This is a genomic window from Pseudoalteromonas sp. Angola-4 (assembly GCF_028599265.1).
Classification (GTDB): domain Bacteria; phylum Pseudomonadota; class Gammaproteobacteria; order Enterobacterales; family Alteromonadaceae; genus Pseudoalteromonas; species Pseudoalteromonas atlantica.
On record NZ_JAQREK010000006.1, the window covers coordinates 1 to 19,834 of the forward strand.

The following is a 19,834-nucleotide window of genomic DNA, read 5'->3' on the forward strand; positions in this document are numbered from 1 at the left end:
TCTGCGCCAGTAAGACCTTTACCAGCTTGCAGTTCAGCTAATGCTTTGTTGAAGTCGAAAGATTGAGTCATGTGTCACTCCTGTTTTCTTAATAATACTGAAATGACACAGATTTCTAAACACTACCCTTGTTTAAGAACACCTAAATAGCAATTTTTTACTTACTAAACGATGTTTTTACCCCAAAGCAAATTACTTAATTAAATGAATTAGTATCAATAATATTACTGTTTTTCAGCATGTTCTTCACGCGCTTCTTCAATTTCTTCAGCGATTTCTTGCGCTTTTTGCTTTGTTTTTTCGGTTAATTCACCGGCTGCTTCTTTGCTTTTTATCCATGCATCAACGGCAATTTCTTTGCCATCGTCGTACATGTCTAAGCCCATTGCTTTACTTTGTTCAAGCAGCTCATTTAATGACTCATCATTTTTAAGCTCTGTGGCTTTATCTTTTACATCGTTCCATGTATCACCAAGCTGCTCTTGCATTTGCGCGCTTTTATCTTTTGCATCTTCTTGTACTTCCTGAGCATCTTCACAGCCCGTTAGTGTAATTAAAGTGCCTAATAAAGCTAAACCTGCTAATTTGTTCATGTGCTATCTCTCCTTAGAGACAAATAATTAATTCCACTTAATAATAGAACAGCGAAGATGAACACACCTGTAACAACACGCTTAAATTTCAAATTAATGAATGAACACGATTGGCCGCTGCTGCATGAACTAGATCAAGACCCCGCGGTAATGAAATACATAAACCGAGGAACGCCTTCGACATTAAAACAAATTAAAGAAATAGGGATCCCCAGAATGCTTGCCTATAAAAATGCATACAAAGGCTGGGGGCTGTGGAAAATCACCCTTAAAAAAGAGGACTCTTTTATAGGGTGGGTGCTTGTTAGGCCTATGCACTTTTTTACTCAAACTCCCGATTTTACAAATATTGAAATAGGGTGGCGCTTTAAGCAATCTAGTTGGGGACAGGGTTATGCAACGGAGGCGGCTAGTGCATTATGTAACGCCTTAAAAATGCAGCCAGAGATAAAAACACTATCGGCAATGGCACTGGCCGATAATAAAGCTTCAATTAGCGTCATGCAAAAGCTGGGGTTTACCTGGGTTAAAAACTATATACACACTGATGAACAAGGCGATTTGGATGCCGTTTTATACGCAAAGGCGTTATAGCATACAAAAAATTACTTGTATAAACATTGACCTAACATTCTATGGTATGCATAAATGAGCCAAGCGAGATTCAAATAATAAAGTAAGGATGTTTTATGGGGTTATTCTTTCGACCAAGCAGGCTCATTGTTAAGAGTGTGTTGATTGCACAATTTTGTATATTTAGCGTGCAGGCGGAGCAAGTTACTAAAAGCGCTGTCGCAATGCCTGACTCGTTTAGTGCAGATACAGCACAAGCTATTTTAGAACAAGGTGGAAATGCTGTTGATGCGGCTATTGCTGCGCAATTTGTATTAGCGGTAACGCTTCCCGAAGCCGGAAATATTGGCGGGGGAGGCTTTATGCTTATACAAAAAGAGGGAAAAGGGGACTTTATAGACTATCGCGAAACGGCTCCCCAAGCAGCGCACAGAGATATGTATTTAGATGCCAAGGGCGATGTAATTAAAAACAAGTCAATTTATGGTATTCACGCAAGTGGTGTACCAGGGAGCGTAGCCGGTATGTGGCTGGCCCATCAAAAACACGGCACCTTAAAATGGCAAACATTAGTACAGCCAGCGGTTACCTTAGCAGAGCAAGGCTTTAAAGTGCCGCCCAAATTGGCTCAAGGGGTCGCACAATACATTGCTCATCTAGACAAACAAAATATAAATGTAAATTTTAAACACTATTTTGCAGATATAAAAGCAAATCAGATTTTTAAACAGCCCGAGCTAGCCGCTACTTTAAAACGCATAAGAGATAACGGCCAAGACGGGTTTTATAAAGGCGAAACAGCCCGCATTATTGCCAACTTTATGCACCAGCACGGCGGCATTATTAACCAAACTGATTTGGCTAATTACACGGCTGTGTCGCGCACGCCGATTAAAGCTAACTGGAACGGTTATGAAGTATTAACCTCTCCACCACCAAGCTCTGGCGGAATAGCTATTTTGCAGTGGCTAAAAATGTTTGAGCTTAAAAAAAGCGAAATGGGGCTGGTACATAACTCTACTCAATATGTACATTTACTTGCTGAAATAGGTAAACGTGTGTTTGCCGATAGAGCAGAGTACTTGGGCGATCCGGACTTTTTTGATGTACCAGTGACTGAGCTTACTCATATTGATTACCTAAAAGCGCGCAGTAAAGATATTTCTTTAACAGCTATTTCAACCACCGAAAACATAAAACCAGGCCTCAAAGAAAGTGAACAAACCACGCATTTTTCTATTATTGATAAAATGGGTAATGCAGTGGCCAATACCACAACGATCAATTTAAGCTTTGGTAGTGGCGTTGTGGTTGAAGGTGCAGGCTTTATATTAAATGACGAAATGGACGACTTTAGCGCTAAACCTGGGGTAATGAACGCCTTTGGTGCGCTCGGCGGTAAAGCCAATGAAATTCAGCCACAAAAGCGTATGCTTAGCTCAATGTCGCCAACCATACTGCTCAAAAACAACAGCGTTAAAATGGTCACAGGCTCGCCTGGGGGCACAACAATTATTAGCTCGGTGTATCAATCTATTTTAAATGCGGTTGAATTTAACATGGGCGCCAACGATATTGTTAATAGCACGCGGTTTCATCATCAGTTATGGCCTAAAAACGTGATCAGAACACACGCAGGGCTCAGTGAAAACACTCAAGCTGAACTTATAAAAATGGGCTACACACTGGATGAGCGCCGTTTTGGCGATTTGCAGGTTATTGTAAATAAAGACGGTGAGCTACAAGCAGCTTCTCAGGCTACAGGCCGTGGTGAGTCTCGGGTATTTTAACATTTTTAACTAACCCCTTTAAGCTAAAGGGGTTAGTTTTGTTATTAACCAATAGCGGGTACTAATCCCAACATTTGCATAAATTGGGCGACAATAATTACAACGCCGCACAGCCCTGCCACCGCTAAACCCATATTACCACTTCGCACTTGGTATCCCGTTTGAGGGCCCGATTTACGCTGCTTATACACCATAGAAACCGGTAAAAATATTGCTAATACCACAAGGGCGATGGCTGCATAGCCTAGCGCCATTATAAATCCCTGAGGGTAAAATAACGCAAACCCTAAAGGGGGAATAAAAGTAATTAGTGCGGTTTTTATTCTTTCTGATTTGGTGTCGCCTTTATTAAATGCATCAGCAAAAAAATCAAATAACCCTAAGCTAACACCTAAAAAAGAGGTGGCCAATGCTAAGTCGGCAAACAGTGTAACAGCGCTTGTTACCTGCGGATTATGCGCAATACTTGCCACACTCTCTACAAAGCCTGTTAAGCCATTACTATTGAGTAAATCACTTTGCTGCATAATCCCTTGGCTAAGCAGTTGCCAAAAAATATAAATCACTAAAGGTAAAGCAGCCCCTGCAATCATTACCTTACGCAATACTTTTGTTTCTAGCCCCACATACTTAACAATTGACGGAATAGAGCCATGAAAACCAAATGAGGTAAAAATAACGGGTAAGGCAGATAAAATCAGCCCTTGCTCAACGGGCATTTCAAGTAAGTGCTTACCTTGTACATAGGGTGTAAGCATATAAAACAAGCTGCCTAGTACTAAAATTTTAATCGTAAATAACACGCGGTTAAGTTTATCTACTTTACTGGTGCCTAAAGTAACCACGCTACCTATTACAATGGCCAAAACAATAGAGGCAATTTGCGGCGCTATGTTTATGCTCAAATCACTACTAATACGCGACTGCAACTGCGCGCCACCCCCGGCTATATAGGCTGCGCACAGGGCGTAAAACAAAAATATCATCGAAAAGTTAGCAACGTACTGGCCGCGTTTTCCTAACCAGCGCTTTGCTAAGGTGTTTAACGTTGCATCTCTAGGGGCGTATTGGTGGAGCTCTAGCATTAATAAAGCGGTGTAGGTCATCAGTAACCAGCTGGCTATTATCAGTGCAAGCGCGGTATTAAACCCAAGTCCTGCAGAGGCTATTGGCAATGCCAGCATACCTGCGCCTATGGTGGTGCCTGCAACAATTAACATGCTGCCTATTGTTTTATTTTTAAGCACTTAACTATCCTAAAATGTGTGAGAGGCACTCAAGATATAACTAGTTACTTAAAACATAAATAGTTTTGTAATAAATGCCGGTAAATAATAATGTAACTATGAATTTACAGCTGTATTTAGACGTTTATATATGTACTGCGTATTACTTTCGCGCGTATAATTTACTTTAATAGGGTTTCTACCTCCTCAGTGCAAAGGAATGGCGTGTGCCAGTTAAATTATCTTATTTACTACTTGTCATTATTTGGTGTACTACGCCATTAGGTATTGTATGGAGCAGTGAAACTGTAGCACCAACCCTCGCCGTTTTAATGCGCATGATTATAGGCTTATTTGTTGCTGGGTTAATTGTTGCTATAGCCAATATTCGTGTCCCTTGGAGCAAAAACGCGTGCACGTTATATGCATACTCCAGTTTGGGTATTTTTGGTGGTATGTCATTAAGTTACATGGCTGCTACCACAGTACCTTCAGGTATTATTTCATTAGTGTTTGGCCTTGCGCCTATTCTCTCTGGTTTTTTAGCACAAAGGTTACTTAATGAGCCTAAATTTAGCCCTATTAAATTAATAGCGCTGAGCTGTGCATTAATAGGCCTTTATTTTGTAAGTTATAACCAGCTACAAACCTCACAAACTCAGGGCATAGGGCTGATGTATGTGTTAATGGCGGTTACTTTATTTAGTCTTAGTGGGGTGATGATCAAACGTGTAAAAATTGCTATTCACCCTATGGCAACCACTTTTGGAGCGCTGGTTTTTGTTACTCCTTTATTTGGGCTGCTGTGGTGGCTGGTAGATGGGCAAATAAGTATGGATTATTGGAGTGCTCGCTCGTTATGGAGTATTGCGTATTTAGGTATTTTTGGCTCGATTGTAGGGGCTTTAGCGTATTTTCATGTATTACAAAAGTTAAACGCCAGTACTGTAGCCTTAAGTAGTTTAATTACACCAAGTTTTGCATTAGCGCTAGGCGCATTACTTAATAACGAGCCTTTAAGTCAGGAGCTTATTATAGGAGCCATAATTACATTTTTGAGTCTAACGTTTTTTCAGTTTGGCGATAAGCTCATAAAGCGGCGCAGCGGTAGTTAGCAGTTTAGGGCGGTTACATTTTTGCTATTTGAATAATTAAACGACGGTTTTTATTTCGCCCTAAAATATTTTCGTTAGTATCAACAAAACGTTTTTCACCTAGGCCTGTGGTTTCTACTTTGCTCTCATCAACACCTAAGCTGACCATATAATCTTTTATAGCTTTAGCACGCTTACGCGATAAATCTAAGTTATTCCAACGGCCACCGTAGCTATCGGTATACGAATCAATACTTATAGACTCAATACTGGTATCATTTTTTAAATACTCAGCAATTTTATCTAAGCGCTTTTGCGACTCTTTAGTGAGCTTACTGCTATTTGATTGGTAGTTCATTACAGTAAATGAAATATCTTCAAAGCTGTATGGTAAAAGTTCATCGCGGCACTGCAAAAACGCCCAATAGGCTTGTTTAAAATTAACGCTTGAAATACCAACGGCAATTTTGTCGGCACTATTTTGCCAGTCCTGGTAGTAAAAGGTAGGATGAAACCCTTTTTCAAGTTCAGTTAGCATTTCCCATGCGGTTTTATTACCAAGCTCACCATCAAACTTTTTAAGTAACTTCATCGTGGTCATATCACGCGCGGGCAGGCCTGAACGCCATGCTGGTGGCACCGCCTTTAAACCGGCTATATCGTAATTGTCGGGGCGCACAACCATATCTAGATTAAAAGTTAGGTTTTTGTTTTTACTGGCCGATGCCTTAAATATGGCCTCACCGTAGTAGGGCACTTCGTGGTTTAATTGACACTGTAAGCGCGTTGTTTTTATAACTTCCCAATTGGAGTTATCTTGATTTGCGCTGTATTGGCGCATAGCCGCTTGCGATGAATAACTCATCAAGGCGGTGCCAAGGCTTACGCTAATAAAAAACAACTTACACTTCATAAAACGCTCCGGTTAATCTACTAAGCCAATATTTTGGCGTACGGCTAAAGTAGGGCTCTATACCAACTTAATTAAAAACATAATCTTTGTATCGTATTAAATAGCCCACTCACTGCGTTAAACTTACTGATGTAAAACAAAGCTATAAATAATTTTCGCCTTGTTATTGCGCTATTTTCTAAGCGCCATACTGGTATCCGTAATTTAATGCGATGGGGATTAATAACAGCCAATACAATTAGCAGTTATTTAAAAGCAAATAGCATGCCTACAATATATTAATTAAATAATTTATAAAGCCCTAGCCGAGTAGCCCCCAATTTTGACATAATAGTGAGCTTATCCTCATAAACCAAGAAGACTATGGCAAATACTGAGCAAACACTTTTCGCACAACGCTTTCGCGGCTTTTTTCCTGTTGTTATTGATGTAGAAACCGCCGGCTTTAATAAAGAAACCGACGCCTTACTTGAAATTGCCGTATCAATTTTAAAAATGGATGACGAAGGGTTACTCAGCATAGATCATACCGTTCATTTTCATGTAGAGCCTTTTGAAGGCGCTAATATTGAACAAGCCGCAATTGAATTTAACGGCATAGACCCGTTTAGCCCGTTGCGCGGCGCTGTACCAGAAGACGAAGCAATTAAAGAAATTTGTAAAGCAGTACGTAAAGCGCAAAAAGCTGCTGGGTGTCAACGCTCAGTTGTAGTGGCACATAATGCCGCTTTTGATCATGGCTTTTTAAATGCAGCCATTGAGCGTAACAATATTAAGCGTACGCCATTTCATCCATTTGTGAGTTTCGATACAACCTCGCTTGCAGGGTTAGCTTTAGGCCAAACGGTACTAGCTAAAGCATGTAGAGCCGCGGGGATTGAGTTTGATAACAGCCAAGCACACTCGGCACTTTACGATACAGAACGCACAGCAGAACTATATTGTTTAATAGTAAACCGTTGGCAAGAGCTAGGGGGCTGGCCATTAGCGCCACTACCTGAAAGTGACGCCCAAGAAACTGAAAACACCGAAGAGGGTACTAAAACGACTGAGTGATTTTTCCCTCAGAAAGTTTTACTAAGTGGGGTGGGTAAATACGCGAAAACTGTTTTGTGTCTTTTGCTATTTTAAGCTCCACACCTGGGTGCATTATTTCGTTAATTTTAAGTCGGCTAGTTGCCAATAGCTGAGAAATTTTTTGCTTCACCAATCTTTTTTGACGTTGTACGTGCATAGCGCGAGTTTTTATATGCTGCTCATTAGCGGCAATTTTATCTAGTAGCTGTTGGCGTTGAGCAGCAACTGGAATTTTTATCGCTTTTTCTTTAGCTTGTTTAAGTGCAGATGTTTTACTTGCTAACACTTTTTCAAAATCAATTATTTGAGACTGCTTTGAGCGCAGTTCATGCCAGTTTTGAGCTAAAAACACACGGGTCTTAGTCCCAGCCGGCGCACCTAGTTCACCTGTTTCTATACGCATAGCATCAAGAATATTTCCCCCAATTATTTTGCCGCGAGGGTTACCTGCTTTACCAACACGTATTAAGCGCCTTGCACTTAAATTACAATGTAATGCTTGGCGTTCTATAAATAAATCTTGCGCACTTTTAATATTACAGTACTGGGCATAGCCAATAGAAATAGTACGCTGGGCTGAAATTTCACACGTAAATGCTTCTTCATTTTCACGCTTACGGCCAATAGCGCCGAGCATAATAGTTACCGCGCTTTGGCTTTCAATCGTGCCTGATTCTACAAACCCTAATACAGTAATATCGCCATTGGCTTTAACCCGCATACCATCTTTTACATCACCAGATATAATTACACTGCCATCAAAATCAACGTGGCCTGTACTTACATCTACATTATGAAAACACAAAACATCGTCAACCCGCATGCCTCTAGGTAAGGCCACAGGGACACCTTTACAATCGGCAATGAGCATGTTTGGGTTATTAGGGTCTATTTTTGTGCCTTCAAAGGGCTGTAATTGATGTTCTTTACCAGGCGTTGCCTTGATCATATCGCCAAAAACCGTATAGCCATCTTCACCTGGAGTAGCAGCTACTCGCTGCATTAAAGGGGTGCCGGGCTTTACCGTAATAATCGCGCCAAGGTCTTTCATATCGACCTTGCCACCTTCTTTTGCTTGGGGGCTAAGTACGCGGTCTTGCGCAGTAGAGCAAAGGCGAACAAACCTCGCATCACTACCTTCTTTAGGGTTTCGGCCATGAGCCACAATAGCGCTGTATGATGTACCTGCAGGGTGAGAAAACTGCTGACCTAAAAACGTATCAAGTGCGCGAGGGCTAATGCCTTTTTTTACACCGGCTTTAACTAAAGCTGCTTGAGCTGCCTCCATTGAGAGTAATGCGCCGCCTTTGGCCGTGGTAAGCGTAGCCTCTGCAACCATGTTTTTTTCATCAACGTTAATAACAATGCTCGCGTCCGTGGCTTTGGCAATTACTAATGATTCTTGCTGATAATTTTTACTCGGTGAAAATAACTTACCAATATTGCTAGAGAGTACTTCAAACTCGCAATAATCTGACTGTTCAAGCAGCTCAATAAGTTGAGCACTCGTCACCGGAAATCCATTATCAATAGGGTGTGCAGATAACGCCAGCTCGCCCGTTTGTTCATTAAATAAAAAAACCGACATTTATAAATTCCCTACGTAATATGCCTGTTATTATGATTATTACTTTTACTACTAAAGCCTTATAGCTAGTGTAAAATTTAACTCCTTATTTGAGCACAACTTGACCGACATGTTAAGTAAATGTTCAGTATTTGTTTGCTTTTTTACAAACTTGTGCTTGTTTACTGTTCAGTTGATTCAGTTAGCTAAAATAAAAGTGTCACACCCCTTGAGTATCAGTCGTTTACTCAGTTATACTGCCCTCACTGAAAGAAATTCATATTTCAGGGGCTGATTAGGATTCGACGGAATTCAAGAAGCCTGAGGTGCATGTCGAGGTGCGGTTTGCCTCGTAAAAAAGCCGCAATTTAAAGTAATCGCAAACGACGATAACTACTCTCTAGCAGCTTAGGCTGGCTAGCGCTCCTTCCATGTATTCTTGTGGACTGGATTTTGGAGTGTCACCCTAACACCTGATCGCGACGGAAACCCTGGCCGGGGTTGAAGCGTTAAAACTAAGCGGCCTCGCCTTTATCTACCGTGTTTGTCCGGGATTTAAAGGTTAATTAAATGACAATACTAAACATGTAGTACCGACGGTCGAGGCTTTTCGGACGGGGGTTCAAATCCCCCCAGCTCCACCAATTCGCTGTTCGACAACATCCGAACAGATACAGGAAACCCGCTAACCATATAGGCTGGCGGGTTTTTTATTGCCTGTAATATCCCAAGATGTTTACCTGCATCCAGTATTTTTAGTACCATGGTTAGTACCACAGCACTTATTCGTGAAAATGCTGTGGTACTAAAAATAAGAAAGCCTTGAATTCACAGGGCTAGAACATGGTATACATAAAAGAAATGGCCAGAACTGTAAAACCCCTCAACGATACACAAATTAAGCAAGCTAAGCCTAAAGAAAAAGAATACTTACTTTCAGATGGTAGTGGGCTTCAGCTATCTATTAGACCTAATGGTACTAAAAGTTGGATATTTAAGTACTACAAACCACTCACTAAAAAAAGGACAAACATTTCTTTTGGACAGTATCCTCAAATTACCCTTGCCGCTGCTAGAGTTAAAAGAGAAGAAGCACGTGGGCTTCTTGCAAATGAAAAAGACCCAAAAGAGTTCAAAGAGCAGCAATATATTCAAGAGACGCAAGCGCGTTTAAATACTTTAGAGAAAGTAGCGATGGAGTGGTTTGAGATTCACAAACCAAAAGTAAAGCCTAAGCACGCAGAGGGCATTCTGGGAAAGTTAAAAAATCATGTGTTTCCTGAACTAGGTAAGCGACCTATAAGTAGTATCGATGCAGTAATTACAATTAATACATTAAAGCCTGTTGCTGCAAAAGGTGCTCTTGAAACAGTGGGAAGGACGTGTCAGATCCTCAATCAAATTATGCGCTACGCAGTAAATACAGGAGTCATCAAACATAACCCTTTAGAGGGGATTAGGGATGCCTTTGCAAAACCTGTAACAAAGCCGATGCCAACGATAGATGCTAGCAGGTTATCTGAGTTTATGGCGGATCTTTCGAGAGCCAGTATAAAGTTTCCTACTCGGTGTGCGATTGAGTGGCAATTACATACAATGGTAAGGCCAAATGAAGCCACTAAAGCAAAATGGTCTGAGATAGATTTAGAAAACAATGTGTGGATAATACCTGCAGAAAAAATGAAAGCAGCTAAAGTCCATAAAATACCATTAACTCCAAGAACGTTAAAATTACTCGAATTGATGAGACCGATAAGTGGTCATCGTGAATATATTTTTCCCGCTGATAGAAACCCTAGAGATCATATGAACCCTCAAACCCCAAATGCAGCAATAAGTCGAATGGGCTATAAAGGGGAGCTTGTTGCACATGGCTTAAGATCACTTGCAAGTACTGTGTTAAATGAATCTAGGTTATTTGACTATGAGTTAATAGAAGTTGCATTAGCGCATCAAGACACGAACCAAGTTCGAGCTGCATATAATCGAAGTGACTACCTAGAAAGTAGAAGAGAAATAATGTGCTGGTGGAGTGAGTATATTCATAACGCTAAGGTACAGGCGCTTGTCTAACTTTAAAGCGTTAGCTAACCTTAATTTGCTACAAGAAACAACAATTCAACGGATTGATTTTGATCCCTCTCGGTTACAGTCTGCAGAGGGAGGCAAAGTTTATTTAAAGCAAATATTAAAAGACGTTATCGCGTCTATTTACGCCATTGAGTCTAATACATCGGATAGGATATTAAATGATTTTGATTTGTTGCATTTAACAGGGGTTAGCCTTACTCATTTAAAAACAAAAGCGGAAGAACTTTTGACTAATGTGCTAAATAATGAGCAACCTGAAGGCTCAGAGCTATTTACATTAGGTGCTCTAATAGGCGAATACAACACCCTTCATCGGTTTGCTAATAGCTTACTTTTACATCAACAAACAAAAGAAAAAGCGCAAAAAGCTAATATTGGCAAGCAAATAAAAACTCAAACTTATTTAAAGCTTTCTAAAGAGATTTTTTACGCAATAAAAAATCTAGGTTTTGCCAATAACGATTGGGCGATTATCAGTGGCGTAGATATTTTTCTGAAGGCTTCACTAGATAGTGCAATGCTTATAGAAAAAAAGAGTTCATCCCAAAAAATTGCTAAATATTTAAATATAGAAATAGGCAAAGGAAAGCCAAATAGTGAGATGCTGAAATTAAGAGATAAGGTTGTTGTTTTTTTAAATCGTGAGTATAGCTCTGATATTCATGAACTTTACTCAACATTTTATAAAAGTGAAGAGTTTGAATACAAAAATCACACTATCACTGATTCAACAGATGCTAATTTAAGTAAGTGCCTAGATGCCTTACATTACTTATTAAAGTATGAATTGCGTTACGATGAGGAGGTGGAACCACTTCATGTTCCTCTTATAATGAGGCTTTCTGCAAAGCTTGTAACTCAATATATACTCTCACATCTTAAATCATTAATTAAAATATCAGGTAGCAAGCCCTTAACCGATTTAGATGAGCTTATGTATAGCCAGTCTATTTATAATGAGATCAGTTCAATAAGCCCTGCATTTTTTTCGCAGCCAAGTAATTGTTGTTTAACACCTATTGAATCACAGCTACTTGAGCTCAGAATTAAGTACTCATTTAAGGAGGCTGGATTGGCACACAGCCAAAAGGTTAAATACAAACTATAGAGCACATCCACAAAGCCTTGTCAGTTTTTAACTACAGGCTTTTACTATAAGTATGCAGTGCTAATCAGCTAAAAATTACTTTGTTAAACAAAACTAATACTTAACCATAAATACTCTCTAAATTACTCTCATATATTAGTAGCAACTCAATTCACTTATAAAAAATTAAGGTTTATGTATGATTTTTGTGCACTTGAGTTGTTTTAATGCCGATTCCTCACGGAATAGTTAATTAAACGATGAAAAAAGTTTTGCAATATAGCTTCGTACCTAGACGGACATATCTGTCTATCTTAGAAATTAACGGGACTAAGTCTCAAATGATTCGGAGCAGTATCATGAATTTAGATAACCTATTAACTAATAGCAAAAGAATTCTTCGCCTTAAAGATGTACAAACTTTAACTGGTTTATCTCGAACTATGATTTACGACTTACAGAGTAAAGGCGATTTCCCACAAAGTATAAAGTTAGTGCAAAGTGGGCGCGCTATGGGGTGGCAATATAGTGATGTTATTGATTGGATTGACTCAAGAGTGCAAGCATGAGGTTTTTAGCTAAACGAGAAGTTAAAATTGCTGATGAAGATATTTTCATTTCAAAAGCAGCAATTCAAAAGCACTTTGGTTTTTCGCCTTATTTAGTCGGCAGGCTAGTAAAAGAAAGGACTCTTTCAGAGCCTGTGGAGTTAGCTCAAAAAGTTACTGGTTGGCCTTTGACAGAGGTAAAGCAACTCAACCAAATTAGCACTTCTTAGGATAACAAGGGATGTTATTTTATTAGTTAGACCCTTTTATATGACCTTTACTTGCTTAAAGCGCCAGTAATAGTGCGGTTAACTTCATTGTTGTAGTGCAGGTTATTTATAATATTTAGAGAAAATCATGCCATCTCAGTTAGTTCAAAAATTAAAAGATAAATATGGTGTTGAAGTACATTATCAAAAACTATCAGAAGAGTCTTATATAGCTTTGGAGATAATGAATTTCCCAAGTGGATATTACTACGACATTATTAAAGCTACCCTAAAGCAATTGGATGTGATGCTTTGTAAGTTTTCAAAAGTGCTCGTACTCAGGCTCGATTTAAGATTAGAACAATATAGTAAAGACAATAAAGTTGTTTCACAGTTTATTAATAGTATTCAAAAGAAAATAAAGAATACATACGGTGAGTTCGCCTATATATGGGTAAGAGAGCAAAACAAAGCTGATAAGCAGCATTACCACATAGCTTACTTTTTTAATGGTCATAAAATCATACACCCTAGTAAGGTCATAAGTTTAATTCAGGCTGGGTGGTTTAAAGCTTCGGCTGGTGGAACACTATATATACCTGAGCATTGCTTTTATCAGTTATTTATTAATCAGCCTAACTTTTACGATAACTTTAAGGAGGCCGTTTACAGGCTTAGTTACCTTGCTAAATGCTATTCTAAACGGCGTGTTTCGCAATCCGTAAAAAACTATTCTTCAAGTCGACTTGAATATAATGAGGGTAGTTAAATGGCTAGGGGTGGTAAAAGAAAAGGTGCAGGTGCGCCAAAAGGTAACATAAATGCTCTTAAGCATGGTGGCAGAGCTAAGGTAATGCATGGTATACCTTTAGATAAAGAGCTATCTGACTTTGAATATAAAGCCTTGTGCTTAGTGCAGTTAGAAACGCTCAAAAAGCTTAATAAAGATGACAGTTACGAGTCCAGACTTCTAATTTATAAACATTTTATGAGGTATAAAGGCACTTTGTCGTTCGACTTTTAAGGGTTTAGCTGAGCTTGGTACACAGCAGAGTCGCTTTAACACGGTAAAATAAAAAAAAGGAAAGTAACCGATCAAGCTACCAAACAATCAAAGATTTTTTATTTGTCATTTAAATTCAATAGCTTAAGGTTTTAGTGGTAAGCCTTGTATTAATTCTAAAAGGTGATCGCCTTTGTATTCGATCACCTTTGGTCTTTAAATTTACCATTTCACTACCATGCAAGAGTTAAAGCGGCCTTTGTTTTGATAAACGGGTCAGTTTTATATAATATCTTTTACTTAATAATGGATTATAGCTACTTCGCCAGTAAAGGAACTCTATGTCACTCCCTGATTACCAATCTTTTATGACCCCGTTACTTGCATGCTTAGCCAATGGTAAAACAGTTAAACTGCGTGATATTGATGCCGATGTTTACCGTAAACTTGGGCTTAGCGCCGATCAACTAAAGCTCCGCATACCGAGTGGCAAGCAAACCTATGCCTATCATCGCTTGGGTTGGGCTAAAACTTACTTAGTTCAAGCGGGTTTAATAGAGCAGCCTAAAAGGGCTTTTTGTAAAATCACGCAAAAAGGGCTAGCTGCAATAGAGTCGGGCGAGCCAATCAATAACCAATACTTAAGTAAGTTCGATGCTTTCCTCGATTTTAAAACACGCTCAAAAGGTGTAAGCGAGCCTGCACAAGTAAATACCACCAGCATAGTAAGTAATAACTCAGATAAAACCCCTGAAGAGCTTATAGAAGCTGCGGTAGATACGCTCAACACCAACCTAAGTGACGAAATACTTAAAGCGATATTAGCAGCGACCCCCGTATTTTTTGAAAACCTAGTGGTCGATTTAATGCTCGCTATGGGCTACGGCGGGTCGCGTAAAGATGCAGGCCAAGCTACTCAATATACACAAGATGGTGGCATTGATGGTGTAATCAAAGAAGATAAACTTGGCCTTGAAATGATATACTTGCAAGCCAAACGTTATACTAATAAAACAGTTGGACGCCCAGATATACAAGCCTTTGCAGGTGCGCTTGATATGCACCGTGCTAAAAAGGGCGTGTTCATTACCACCAGCAGCTTTAGTAAAGATGCCCTCGAATATGTCGGCATGATAGAAAAACGCATAGTGCTGGTGGATGGCGCACAACTAACCGAACTCATGCTTACCCATAATTTAGGCGTAAGCACCAAACATGTATTTGAAGTAAAAGCGCTCGATAGCGATTACTTTATGGAAGATTAAAATGACAACTAATAATAACTTTTCTCAAACCGCTGCCTTTATCTGGTCAGTAGCCGATCTCCTTCGCGGCGATTTTAAACAGTCTCAATATGGCCGTGTTATTTTACCTTTCACCTTACTACGTCGCCTTGAATGTGTGCTCGCACCAAGTAAAGATGCAGTAGTAGCTGAGTTTGAGCGTATTAAAGCGTTAAACCTCCCAGAAGATGCACAAGAAAAGCTGTTGACCAGAGCCACAAACGGCTTAACCTTTTTTAATACCTCGCCTATGGATTTAGGTAAAATGGGTCAAAGCGATATTAAAGCCAACCTTGAACGTTATATTCAATGCTTTTCAGCCGATGCCCGCGAGATATTCGAGCATTTTAAGTTTGATGAATTTATAGGGCTATTAGATGATGCCAACTTACTTTTTAAAGTTGTTAAAAAGTTCGCAACGACCGATTTAAGCCCGCAAGCTATATCAAATCACGATATGGGTTTGGTATTTGAAGAGTTAATACGTCGCTTTGCTGAAAGTTCTAACGAAACCGCAGGGGAGCACTTTACCCCACGCGATATAGTACGTTTAACTACCTCACTGGTGTTTATGGAAGACGATGACGCCTTAACCAAAGAAGGGATTATTCGCACCATTTACGACCCAACAGCGGGAACTGGCGGCTTTTTATCTTCAGGTATGGAATACGTACACGAGCTTAACCCTAATGCGGTTATGCGCGCATTTGGTCAAGAGTTAAATCCAGAGTCTTACGCTATTTGTAAAGCCGATATGCTTATTAAAGGGCAAGACGTAAGCCGTATCAAACTAGGTAATACCTTATCGAATGATCAGCTAGTAGCGGATAAGTTTGATTACATGCTGTCTAACCCGCCATTCGGTGTAGATTGGAAAAAGATTGAAGGCGATATTAAAGACGAGCATACCATTAAGGGCTTTGATGGTCGCTTTGGTGCAGGCTTACCAAGAGTGTCAGACGGCTCATTATTATTTTTAATGCACCTTATTAGTAAAATGCGAGATGCATCCGATAACGGCGGGCGTATTGGTATTATTCTAAATGGCTCACCTTTATTTACAGGTGGTGCAGGCAGTGGTGAGAGTGAAATTCGTCGTTATATCTTAGAGTCTGACTTACTTGAGGCAATTATAGCCTTACCTACCGATATGTTTTACAACACAGGTATTGCTACCTACGTATGGATATTGTCGAATAAAAAAGCGCAGCAGCAAAGCCCAGAACGTAAAAACAAGGTTCAGCTAATAAATGGCGCTAACCTATGCGGTAAAATGCGTAAATCTCTTGGCTCTAAACGTAATATCATGAGCGAAGGCGACATTAAACTAATCACTCGTAGCTTTGGTAACTTTGAACAAGTAGAAACAACATCACTTGAAGAGCTAGGCTTAATTAAACCTACCGAGGCTAAAAGTAGCCGAGGTCGCCAAGCGGCTAACCCAAAAGCCGATGTAGCAAAAACCTTTGCCAGTAAAATATTTAATACCTACGAGTTTGGTTATCGCCGTATCACTATAGAGCGCCCATTGAGGCTGTCAGCGCAAGTAACTGATGAAGCCATTGCATCACTTCGTTTTGCACCTAAGCCTTACAATGCAGCCATGATGGCGCTGTATGAAAAATTTGGCACACAGTGGACTACTGACGACAAGTATGGCGATTTAAGCGCTGTTGAAATTGAAGCCAGAGCTATTATTAAAGCCGACTTCCCAGAGCTGAAAGAAAAACAAATTAAAGATGTACTAGAGCCTAAGCTTTGGTTATTCCAAAAATCCCTTATGAAAAAAGCACAGCAGCTACAAACACAATTAGGTGACGATGCTGGTGGCAAGCAGCTGCAATCAGACGACTTTAACCAGTTTGACATTACCTATACACAAGCGCTTAAAGCCTTAGATATTAAACTCGAAACCAAAGAGAAAAAACAACTGCTTGATGCCATTACCTTTAAAAATCCAGCGGCAGAATGCGTGGTTGATAAAATCTATAAAGATTCAGCAGACCCAATGTATGGTGCGTTTGAATACAAAGGTAATGTGACAAAGTGGCAAGGTAAAGTAGTGACTTACAAGCAAGATGGCGACTTACGTGATAACGAAAACGTACCGTTAAAAGAGGCCTATTTAAACGGCTCAGCTCAGCCAAGTATTAGCACAACCCAAATGGTTGAAAATTACTTTAACCGCGAAATAGCCCCGCACGTAAGCGATGCATGGATAAACGACACTAAGCGCGATGATAAAGACGGCGATCTAGGTATAGTTGGTTATGAAATTCCCTTTAACCGCCACTTTTATGTGTACCAACCACCACGCGACTTAGCCGAGATTGATAAAGAGCTTGATGCTGTGAGTAATGAAATAAGGGAGTTATTACCAGAGGTACGTTCATGATGGGCAAGTATCAATCTTATCCAAATTACAAAAAAGCCTCAGTAACTTGGCTAGATGAAATGCCAGAGCATTGGATACTTAGTAAAGTAAAGTATATCGCTCCTTTTCAAGTCGGGTGGACACCACCAACAAAGAATGACGAAAATTTTGTTGGTGAAAACCTTTGGGTCAATATTTCAGACCTCAAAGAAAAGGTTATTACTAATACATCGAAACGCATTTCTGACAGGGCTGCCAAAGAAGCGTCTATGAGTATTACGCCTAAAGGGTCGCTAATGTATAGCTTTAAGTTGTCAGTTGGTTCAGTATCCTTCGCTGGTGAAGATATGTATACCAATGAAGCAATAGCGTCTTTTTTAGACTCAGCTCGATTACCTCTATCATATTTATATTATGCACTACCTAAGTTTGTGATTGAGAATGCTTCAACGAATATTTATGGCGCAAGAATACTTAACCAAGAATTGATTAATAATGCACAGTTGCTTGAGCCAACATATGAAGAAGCAGAAAATATCGCTAATTTCCTCGATCACGAAACCGCTATAATCGATACCTTGATTGAAAAGCAGCAACAACTGATTAAGTTACTGAAAGAAAAGCGCCAAGCGGTGATTAGCCATGCAGTGACTAAAGGTATTCCTAATAAAGAGCACTCAAATGTTCCAATGAAAGATTCAGGTGTAGAGTGGTTGGGGGAAGTGCCAGAGCATTGGGTGGTTACTAAACTTAAGTACCTTTCCTCTATTCAAGGCGGTTATGCTTTTAGTAGTGACTCTTTTACAGAAGAGGGGGTACAGATTCTTCGTATCGGTAACGTTTATCAAAATAGGCTTGCTCTAGAGCGCCAGCCAATATTTGTGCCTCATAAAATGCTAAATGAACTATCTGATTTTAAAGTTCAGCAGAACGATATTCTCATGTCTTTAACCGGAACTCTAGGCAAGCGTGACTATGGCTTTGCGATTAAGGTTGAGCATTGTGATTCTTTTTTACTAAATCAACGAGTGGCCAAATTACTTCCATTTGACGCTAAGGTTGATTTGGACTTTTTAATTAATGTGTTGTGGTCTGAATCATATCTAACACAACTATATTCATTACCATCAGGGACTAAACAAGCAAATTTAGCAAATAGTGATGTTTTAGGAATTGTTGTAGCAATACCTCCAACAAAAGAAGAACAAAGGGCGATAGCGAACTATTTAAGCCAAAAGCTAGAATATTTCGATAGAACAATTGAAAAAGCTCAGAACGCTACCCTGCTAATGCAAGAACGCCGAACAGCCTTAATCTCTGCCGCAGTGACAGGCAAAATCGACGTGCGTAACTGGGAGCAACCTAATGACTAACAATGTTACGCCACCGCTTGGACAGTTTATTTTATTTGAAACAGATGAAGGTCAAACTAAGGTTGAATGTCGTTTTGAAACTGAAACACTTTGGTTAACTCAAAACTTAATAGCTGAGCTGTATCAAAAGAGTGTACCGACTATAAATGAGCATTTAAGTAACATTTATAGTGAGGGCGAACTTGAACAAAATGCAACCATTAGGAATTTCCGAATAGTTCGAAAAGAGGGCTCGCGTGACGTTTCTCGCGATGTAGCGCATTATAATTTAGAAGCCATATTAGCCGTGGGTTACCGCGTGCGCTCTAAGCAAGGCACACAATTTCGCCAGTGGGCAACAAGAACATTGCAAGAGTACCTAACCAAAGGCTTTGTAATGGATGATGAGCGTCTTAAAAACCCAGATAACATGCAGTACTTTGACGAACTATTAAACCGCATACGCGATATACGTTCATCAGAGAAAATATTCTGGCGCAAGGTTTGCGACATATACGCCACCAGCATTGATTACGACGGCAAAGCACAAACCAGTGTTGATTTTTTTGCCAAAGTGCAAAATAAAATGCATTGGGCTGCCCATGGTAATACAGCGGCAGAATTAGTGTTTAAACGCATTGATGCTGACAAACCTCATTTAGGCTTAACTAGTTTTGCAGGTACAGAGCCAACCCGCAAAGAAGTGGTGACAGGCAAAAACTATTTAAATGAGCAAGAACTCGATACTTTAAATAGATTGGTTAACTCCTACTTAGAATTTGCAGAGCTACAAGCGCGTAACGGTAAGTTAATGAAAATGGCAGATTGGGCAAGTAAGCTTGATGACTTTTTACGGCTAAGTGATTATGAAGTACTTAACCATGCTGGCAATATTTCACAGGCACAAGCCACTGAAAAAGCAAAACAAGAATACGATAAATACCGCAGAGTAATTGATGCCCAGCCATCAAAGGTTGATTTAGACTTAGCCAATGCACTCAAGCAATTGCAGGGTAAACCTGCAAAGTAACTTAAATAAGACTTTGCATATAAA

18 protein-coding genes and 1 other RNA gene are annotated in these 19,834 nt (G+C 39.8%); 15 read left to right on the top strand and 4 right to left on the bottom strand.

Annotation, left to right across the window (positions count from 1 at the left end):
• Positions 1-224: 224 nt before the first annotated feature.
• Positions 225-593: a hypothetical protein gene (locus PSH48_RS09110; protein ID WP_024032265.1), complete on the bottom strand. Its 369-nt coding sequence runs from the start codon at positions 591-593 to the stop codon at positions 225-227.
• Positions 594-650: 57 nt separating this feature from the next.
• Between PSH48_RS09110 and PSH48_RS09115 the strand changes: the two genes are divergently transcribed.
• Together PSH48_RS09115 and ggt are read left to right on the top strand one after the other, a co-directional pair.
• On the top strand, positions 651-1,187 hold the full coding sequence (locus PSH48_RS09115) for a GNAT family N-acetyltransferase (protein WP_138579993.1): 537 nt from the start codon (positions 651-653) through the stop codon (positions 1,185-1,187).
• A gap of 95 nt (positions 1,188-1,282) precedes the next feature.
• Positions 1,283-2,956 (top strand): gamma-glutamyltransferase, encoded by a 1,674-nt coding sequence (gene ggt / locus PSH48_RS09120; protein WP_138579994.1) that lies wholly within the window; start codon positions 1,283-1,285, stop codon positions 2,954-2,956.
• 44 nt (positions 2,957-3,000) lie between these two features.
• Here the strand turns inward: ggt and PSH48_RS09125 are convergent, their stop codons facing one another.
• Positions 3,001-4,203, bottom strand: a complete 1,203-nt coding sequence (locus PSH48_RS09125; RefSeq protein ID WP_024032262.1) for an aromatic amino acid transport family protein — start codon at positions 4,201-4,203, stop codon at positions 3,001-3,003.
• 206 nt (positions 4,204-4,409) lie between these two features.
• On the opposite strand from PSH48_RS09125, the gene PSH48_RS09130 reads away from it, so the two are divergent.
• Positions 4,410-5,297: a DMT family transporter gene (locus tag PSH48_RS09130; protein WP_138579995.1), complete on the top strand. Its 888-nt coding sequence runs from the start codon at positions 4,410-4,412 to the stop codon at positions 5,295-5,297.
• 13 nt (positions 5,298-5,310) lie between these two features.
• Here PSH48_RS09130 and PSH48_RS09135 read toward each other — a convergent pair whose 3' ends face one another.
• A complete protein-coding gene (locus PSH48_RS09135; protein WP_138579996.1) occupies positions 5,311-6,189 on the bottom strand; it encodes a flagellar protein MotY in 879 nt (292 codons plus the stop codon).
• Positions 6,190-6,552: 363 nt separating this feature from the next.
• On the opposite strand from PSH48_RS09135, the gene rnt reads away from it, so the two are divergent.
• Complete coding sequence (rnt, locus tag PSH48_RS09140; protein ID WP_138579997.1) at positions 6,553-7,245, top strand: ribonuclease T; 693 nt, start codon at positions 6,553-6,555, stop codon at positions 7,243-7,245.
• On the opposite strand, the gene PSH48_RS09145 is transcribed toward rnt, so the two are convergent.
• Positions 7,229-8,854, bottom strand: coding sequence for a DUF342 domain-containing protein (locus PSH48_RS09145; protein ID WP_055253134.1), 1,626 nt, complete (start codon positions 8,852-8,854; stop codon positions 7,229-7,231). The genes rnt and PSH48_RS09145 overlap by 17 nt on opposite strands.
• A 266-nt stretch (positions 8,855-9,120) precedes the next feature.
• On the opposite strand from PSH48_RS09145, the gene ssrA reads away from it, so the two are divergent.
• From ssrA to PSH48_RS09200, 11 genes are all read left to right on the top strand, one after another.
• Positions 9,121-9,477: a transfer-messenger RNA gene (gene ssrA, locus PSH48_RS09150) on the top strand.
• 199 nt (positions 9,478-9,676) lie between these two features.
• On the top strand, positions 9,677-10,906 hold the full coding sequence (locus tag PSH48_RS09155) for an integrase domain-containing protein (RefSeq protein WP_273611411.1): 1,230 nt from the start codon (positions 9,677-9,679) through the stop codon (positions 10,904-10,906).
• Positions 10,899-12,032 (top strand): hypothetical protein, encoded by a 1,134-nt coding sequence (locus PSH48_RS09160; RefSeq protein ID WP_273611412.1) that lies wholly within the window; start codon positions 10,899-10,901, stop codon positions 12,030-12,032. The genes PSH48_RS09155 and PSH48_RS09160 overlap by 8 nt, the downstream gene beginning before the upstream one ends.
• Before the next feature lie 338 nt (positions 12,033-12,370).
• Positions 12,371-12,580, top strand: coding sequence for a helix-turn-helix transcriptional regulator (locus PSH48_RS09165; protein ID WP_248462731.1), 210 nt, complete (start codon positions 12,371-12,373; stop codon positions 12,578-12,580).
• A complete protein-coding gene (locus PSH48_RS09170; protein ID WP_273611413.1) occupies positions 12,577-12,789 on the top strand; it encodes a hypothetical protein in 213 nt (70 codons plus the stop codon). Before PSH48_RS09165 ends, PSH48_RS09170 begins: the two co-directional genes overlap by 4 nt.
• A 127-nt stretch (positions 12,790-12,916) precedes the next feature.
• The gene (locus PSH48_RS09175; RefSeq protein ID WP_273611414.1) at positions 12,917-13,537 is read left to right on the top strand and encodes a YagK/YfjJ domain-containing protein; all 621 of its coding nucleotides are present in this window, start codon (positions 12,917-12,919) and stop codon (positions 13,535-13,537) included.
• Positions 13,538-13,792 carry a hypothetical protein gene (locus PSH48_RS09180; RefSeq protein ID WP_273611415.1) on the top strand — a complete coding sequence of 85 codons (255 nt, stop codon included), beginning with the start codon at positions 13,538-13,540 and terminating at the stop codon, positions 13,790-13,792.
• 320 nt (positions 13,793-14,112) lie between these two features.
• Positions 14,113-15,036: a restriction endonuclease gene (locus PSH48_RS09185; RefSeq protein ID WP_273611416.1), complete on the top strand. Its 924-nt coding sequence runs from the start codon at positions 14,113-14,115 to the stop codon at positions 15,034-15,036.
• Position 15,037: 1 nt separating this feature from the next.
• Positions 15,038-17,449: a type I restriction-modification system subunit M gene (locus tag PSH48_RS09190; protein ID WP_273611417.1), complete on the top strand. Its 2,412-nt coding sequence runs from the start codon at positions 15,038-15,040 to the stop codon at positions 17,447-17,449.
• Positions 17,446-18,801: a restriction endonuclease subunit S gene (locus PSH48_RS09195; RefSeq protein WP_273611418.1), complete on the top strand. Its 1,356-nt coding sequence runs from the start codon at positions 17,446-17,448 to the stop codon at positions 18,799-18,801. The genes PSH48_RS09190 and PSH48_RS09195 overlap by 4 nt, the downstream gene beginning before the upstream one ends.
• On the top strand, positions 18,794-19,810 hold the full coding sequence (locus PSH48_RS09200) for a virulence RhuM family protein (protein ID WP_273611419.1): 1,017 nt from the start codon (positions 18,794-18,796) through the stop codon (positions 19,808-19,810). Before PSH48_RS09195 ends, PSH48_RS09200 begins: the two co-directional genes overlap by 8 nt.
• Positions 19,811-19,834: the final 24 nt, after the last annotated feature.

Coding starts and splice junctions, on each gene's coding strand:
- PSH48_RS09110 (WP_024032265.1), bottom strand. CDS start 593: ATGAACAAATTAGCAGGTTTAGCTTTATTAGGCACTTTAATTACACTA.
- PSH48_RS09115 (WP_138579993.1), top strand. CDS start 651: ATGAACACACCTGTAACAACACGCTTAAATTTCAAATTAATGAATGAA.
- ggt (WP_138579994.1), top strand. CDS start 1,283: ATGGGGTTATTCTTTCGACCAAGCAGGCTCATTGTTAAGAGTGTGTTG.
- PSH48_RS09135 (WP_138579996.1), bottom strand. CDS start 6,189: ATGAAGTGTAAGTTGTTTTTTATTAGCGTAAGCCTTGGCACCGCCTTG.
- rnt (WP_138579997.1), top strand. CDS start 6,553: ATGGCAAATACTGAGCAAACACTTTTCGCACAACGCTTTCGCGGCTTT.
- PSH48_RS09145 (WP_055253134.1), bottom strand. CDS start 8,854: ATGTCGGTTTTTTTATTTAATGAACAAACGGGCGAGCTGGCGTTATCT.
- PSH48_RS09155 (WP_273611411.1), top strand. CDS start 9,677: ATGGTATACATAAAAGAAATGGCCAGAACTGTAAAACCCCTCAACGAT.
- PSH48_RS09165 (WP_248462731.1), top strand. CDS start 12,371: ATGAATTTAGATAACCTATTAACTAATAGCAAAAGAATTCTTCGCCTT.
- PSH48_RS09170 (WP_273611413.1), top strand. CDS start 12,577: ATGAGGTTTTTAGCTAAACGAGAAGTTAAAATTGCTGATGAAGATATT.
- PSH48_RS09175 (WP_273611414.1), top strand. CDS start 12,917: ATGCCATCTCAGTTAGTTCAAAAATTAAAAGATAAATATGGTGTTGAA.
- PSH48_RS09180 (WP_273611415.1), top strand. CDS start 13,538: ATGGCTAGGGGTGGTAAAAGAAAAGGTGCAGGTGCGCCAAAAGGTAAC.
- PSH48_RS09185 (WP_273611416.1), top strand. CDS start 14,113: ATGTCACTCCCTGATTACCAATCTTTTATGACCCCGTTACTTGCATGC.
- PSH48_RS09190 (WP_273611417.1), top strand. CDS start 15,038: ATGACAACTAATAATAACTTTTCTCAAACCGCTGCCTTTATCTGGTCA.
- PSH48_RS09195 (WP_273611418.1), top strand. CDS start 17,446: ATGATGGGCAAGTATCAATCTTATCCAAATTACAAAAAAGCCTCAGTA.
- PSH48_RS09200 (WP_273611419.1), top strand. CDS start 18,794: ATGACTAACAATGTTACGCCACCGCTTGGACAGTTTATTTTATTTGAA.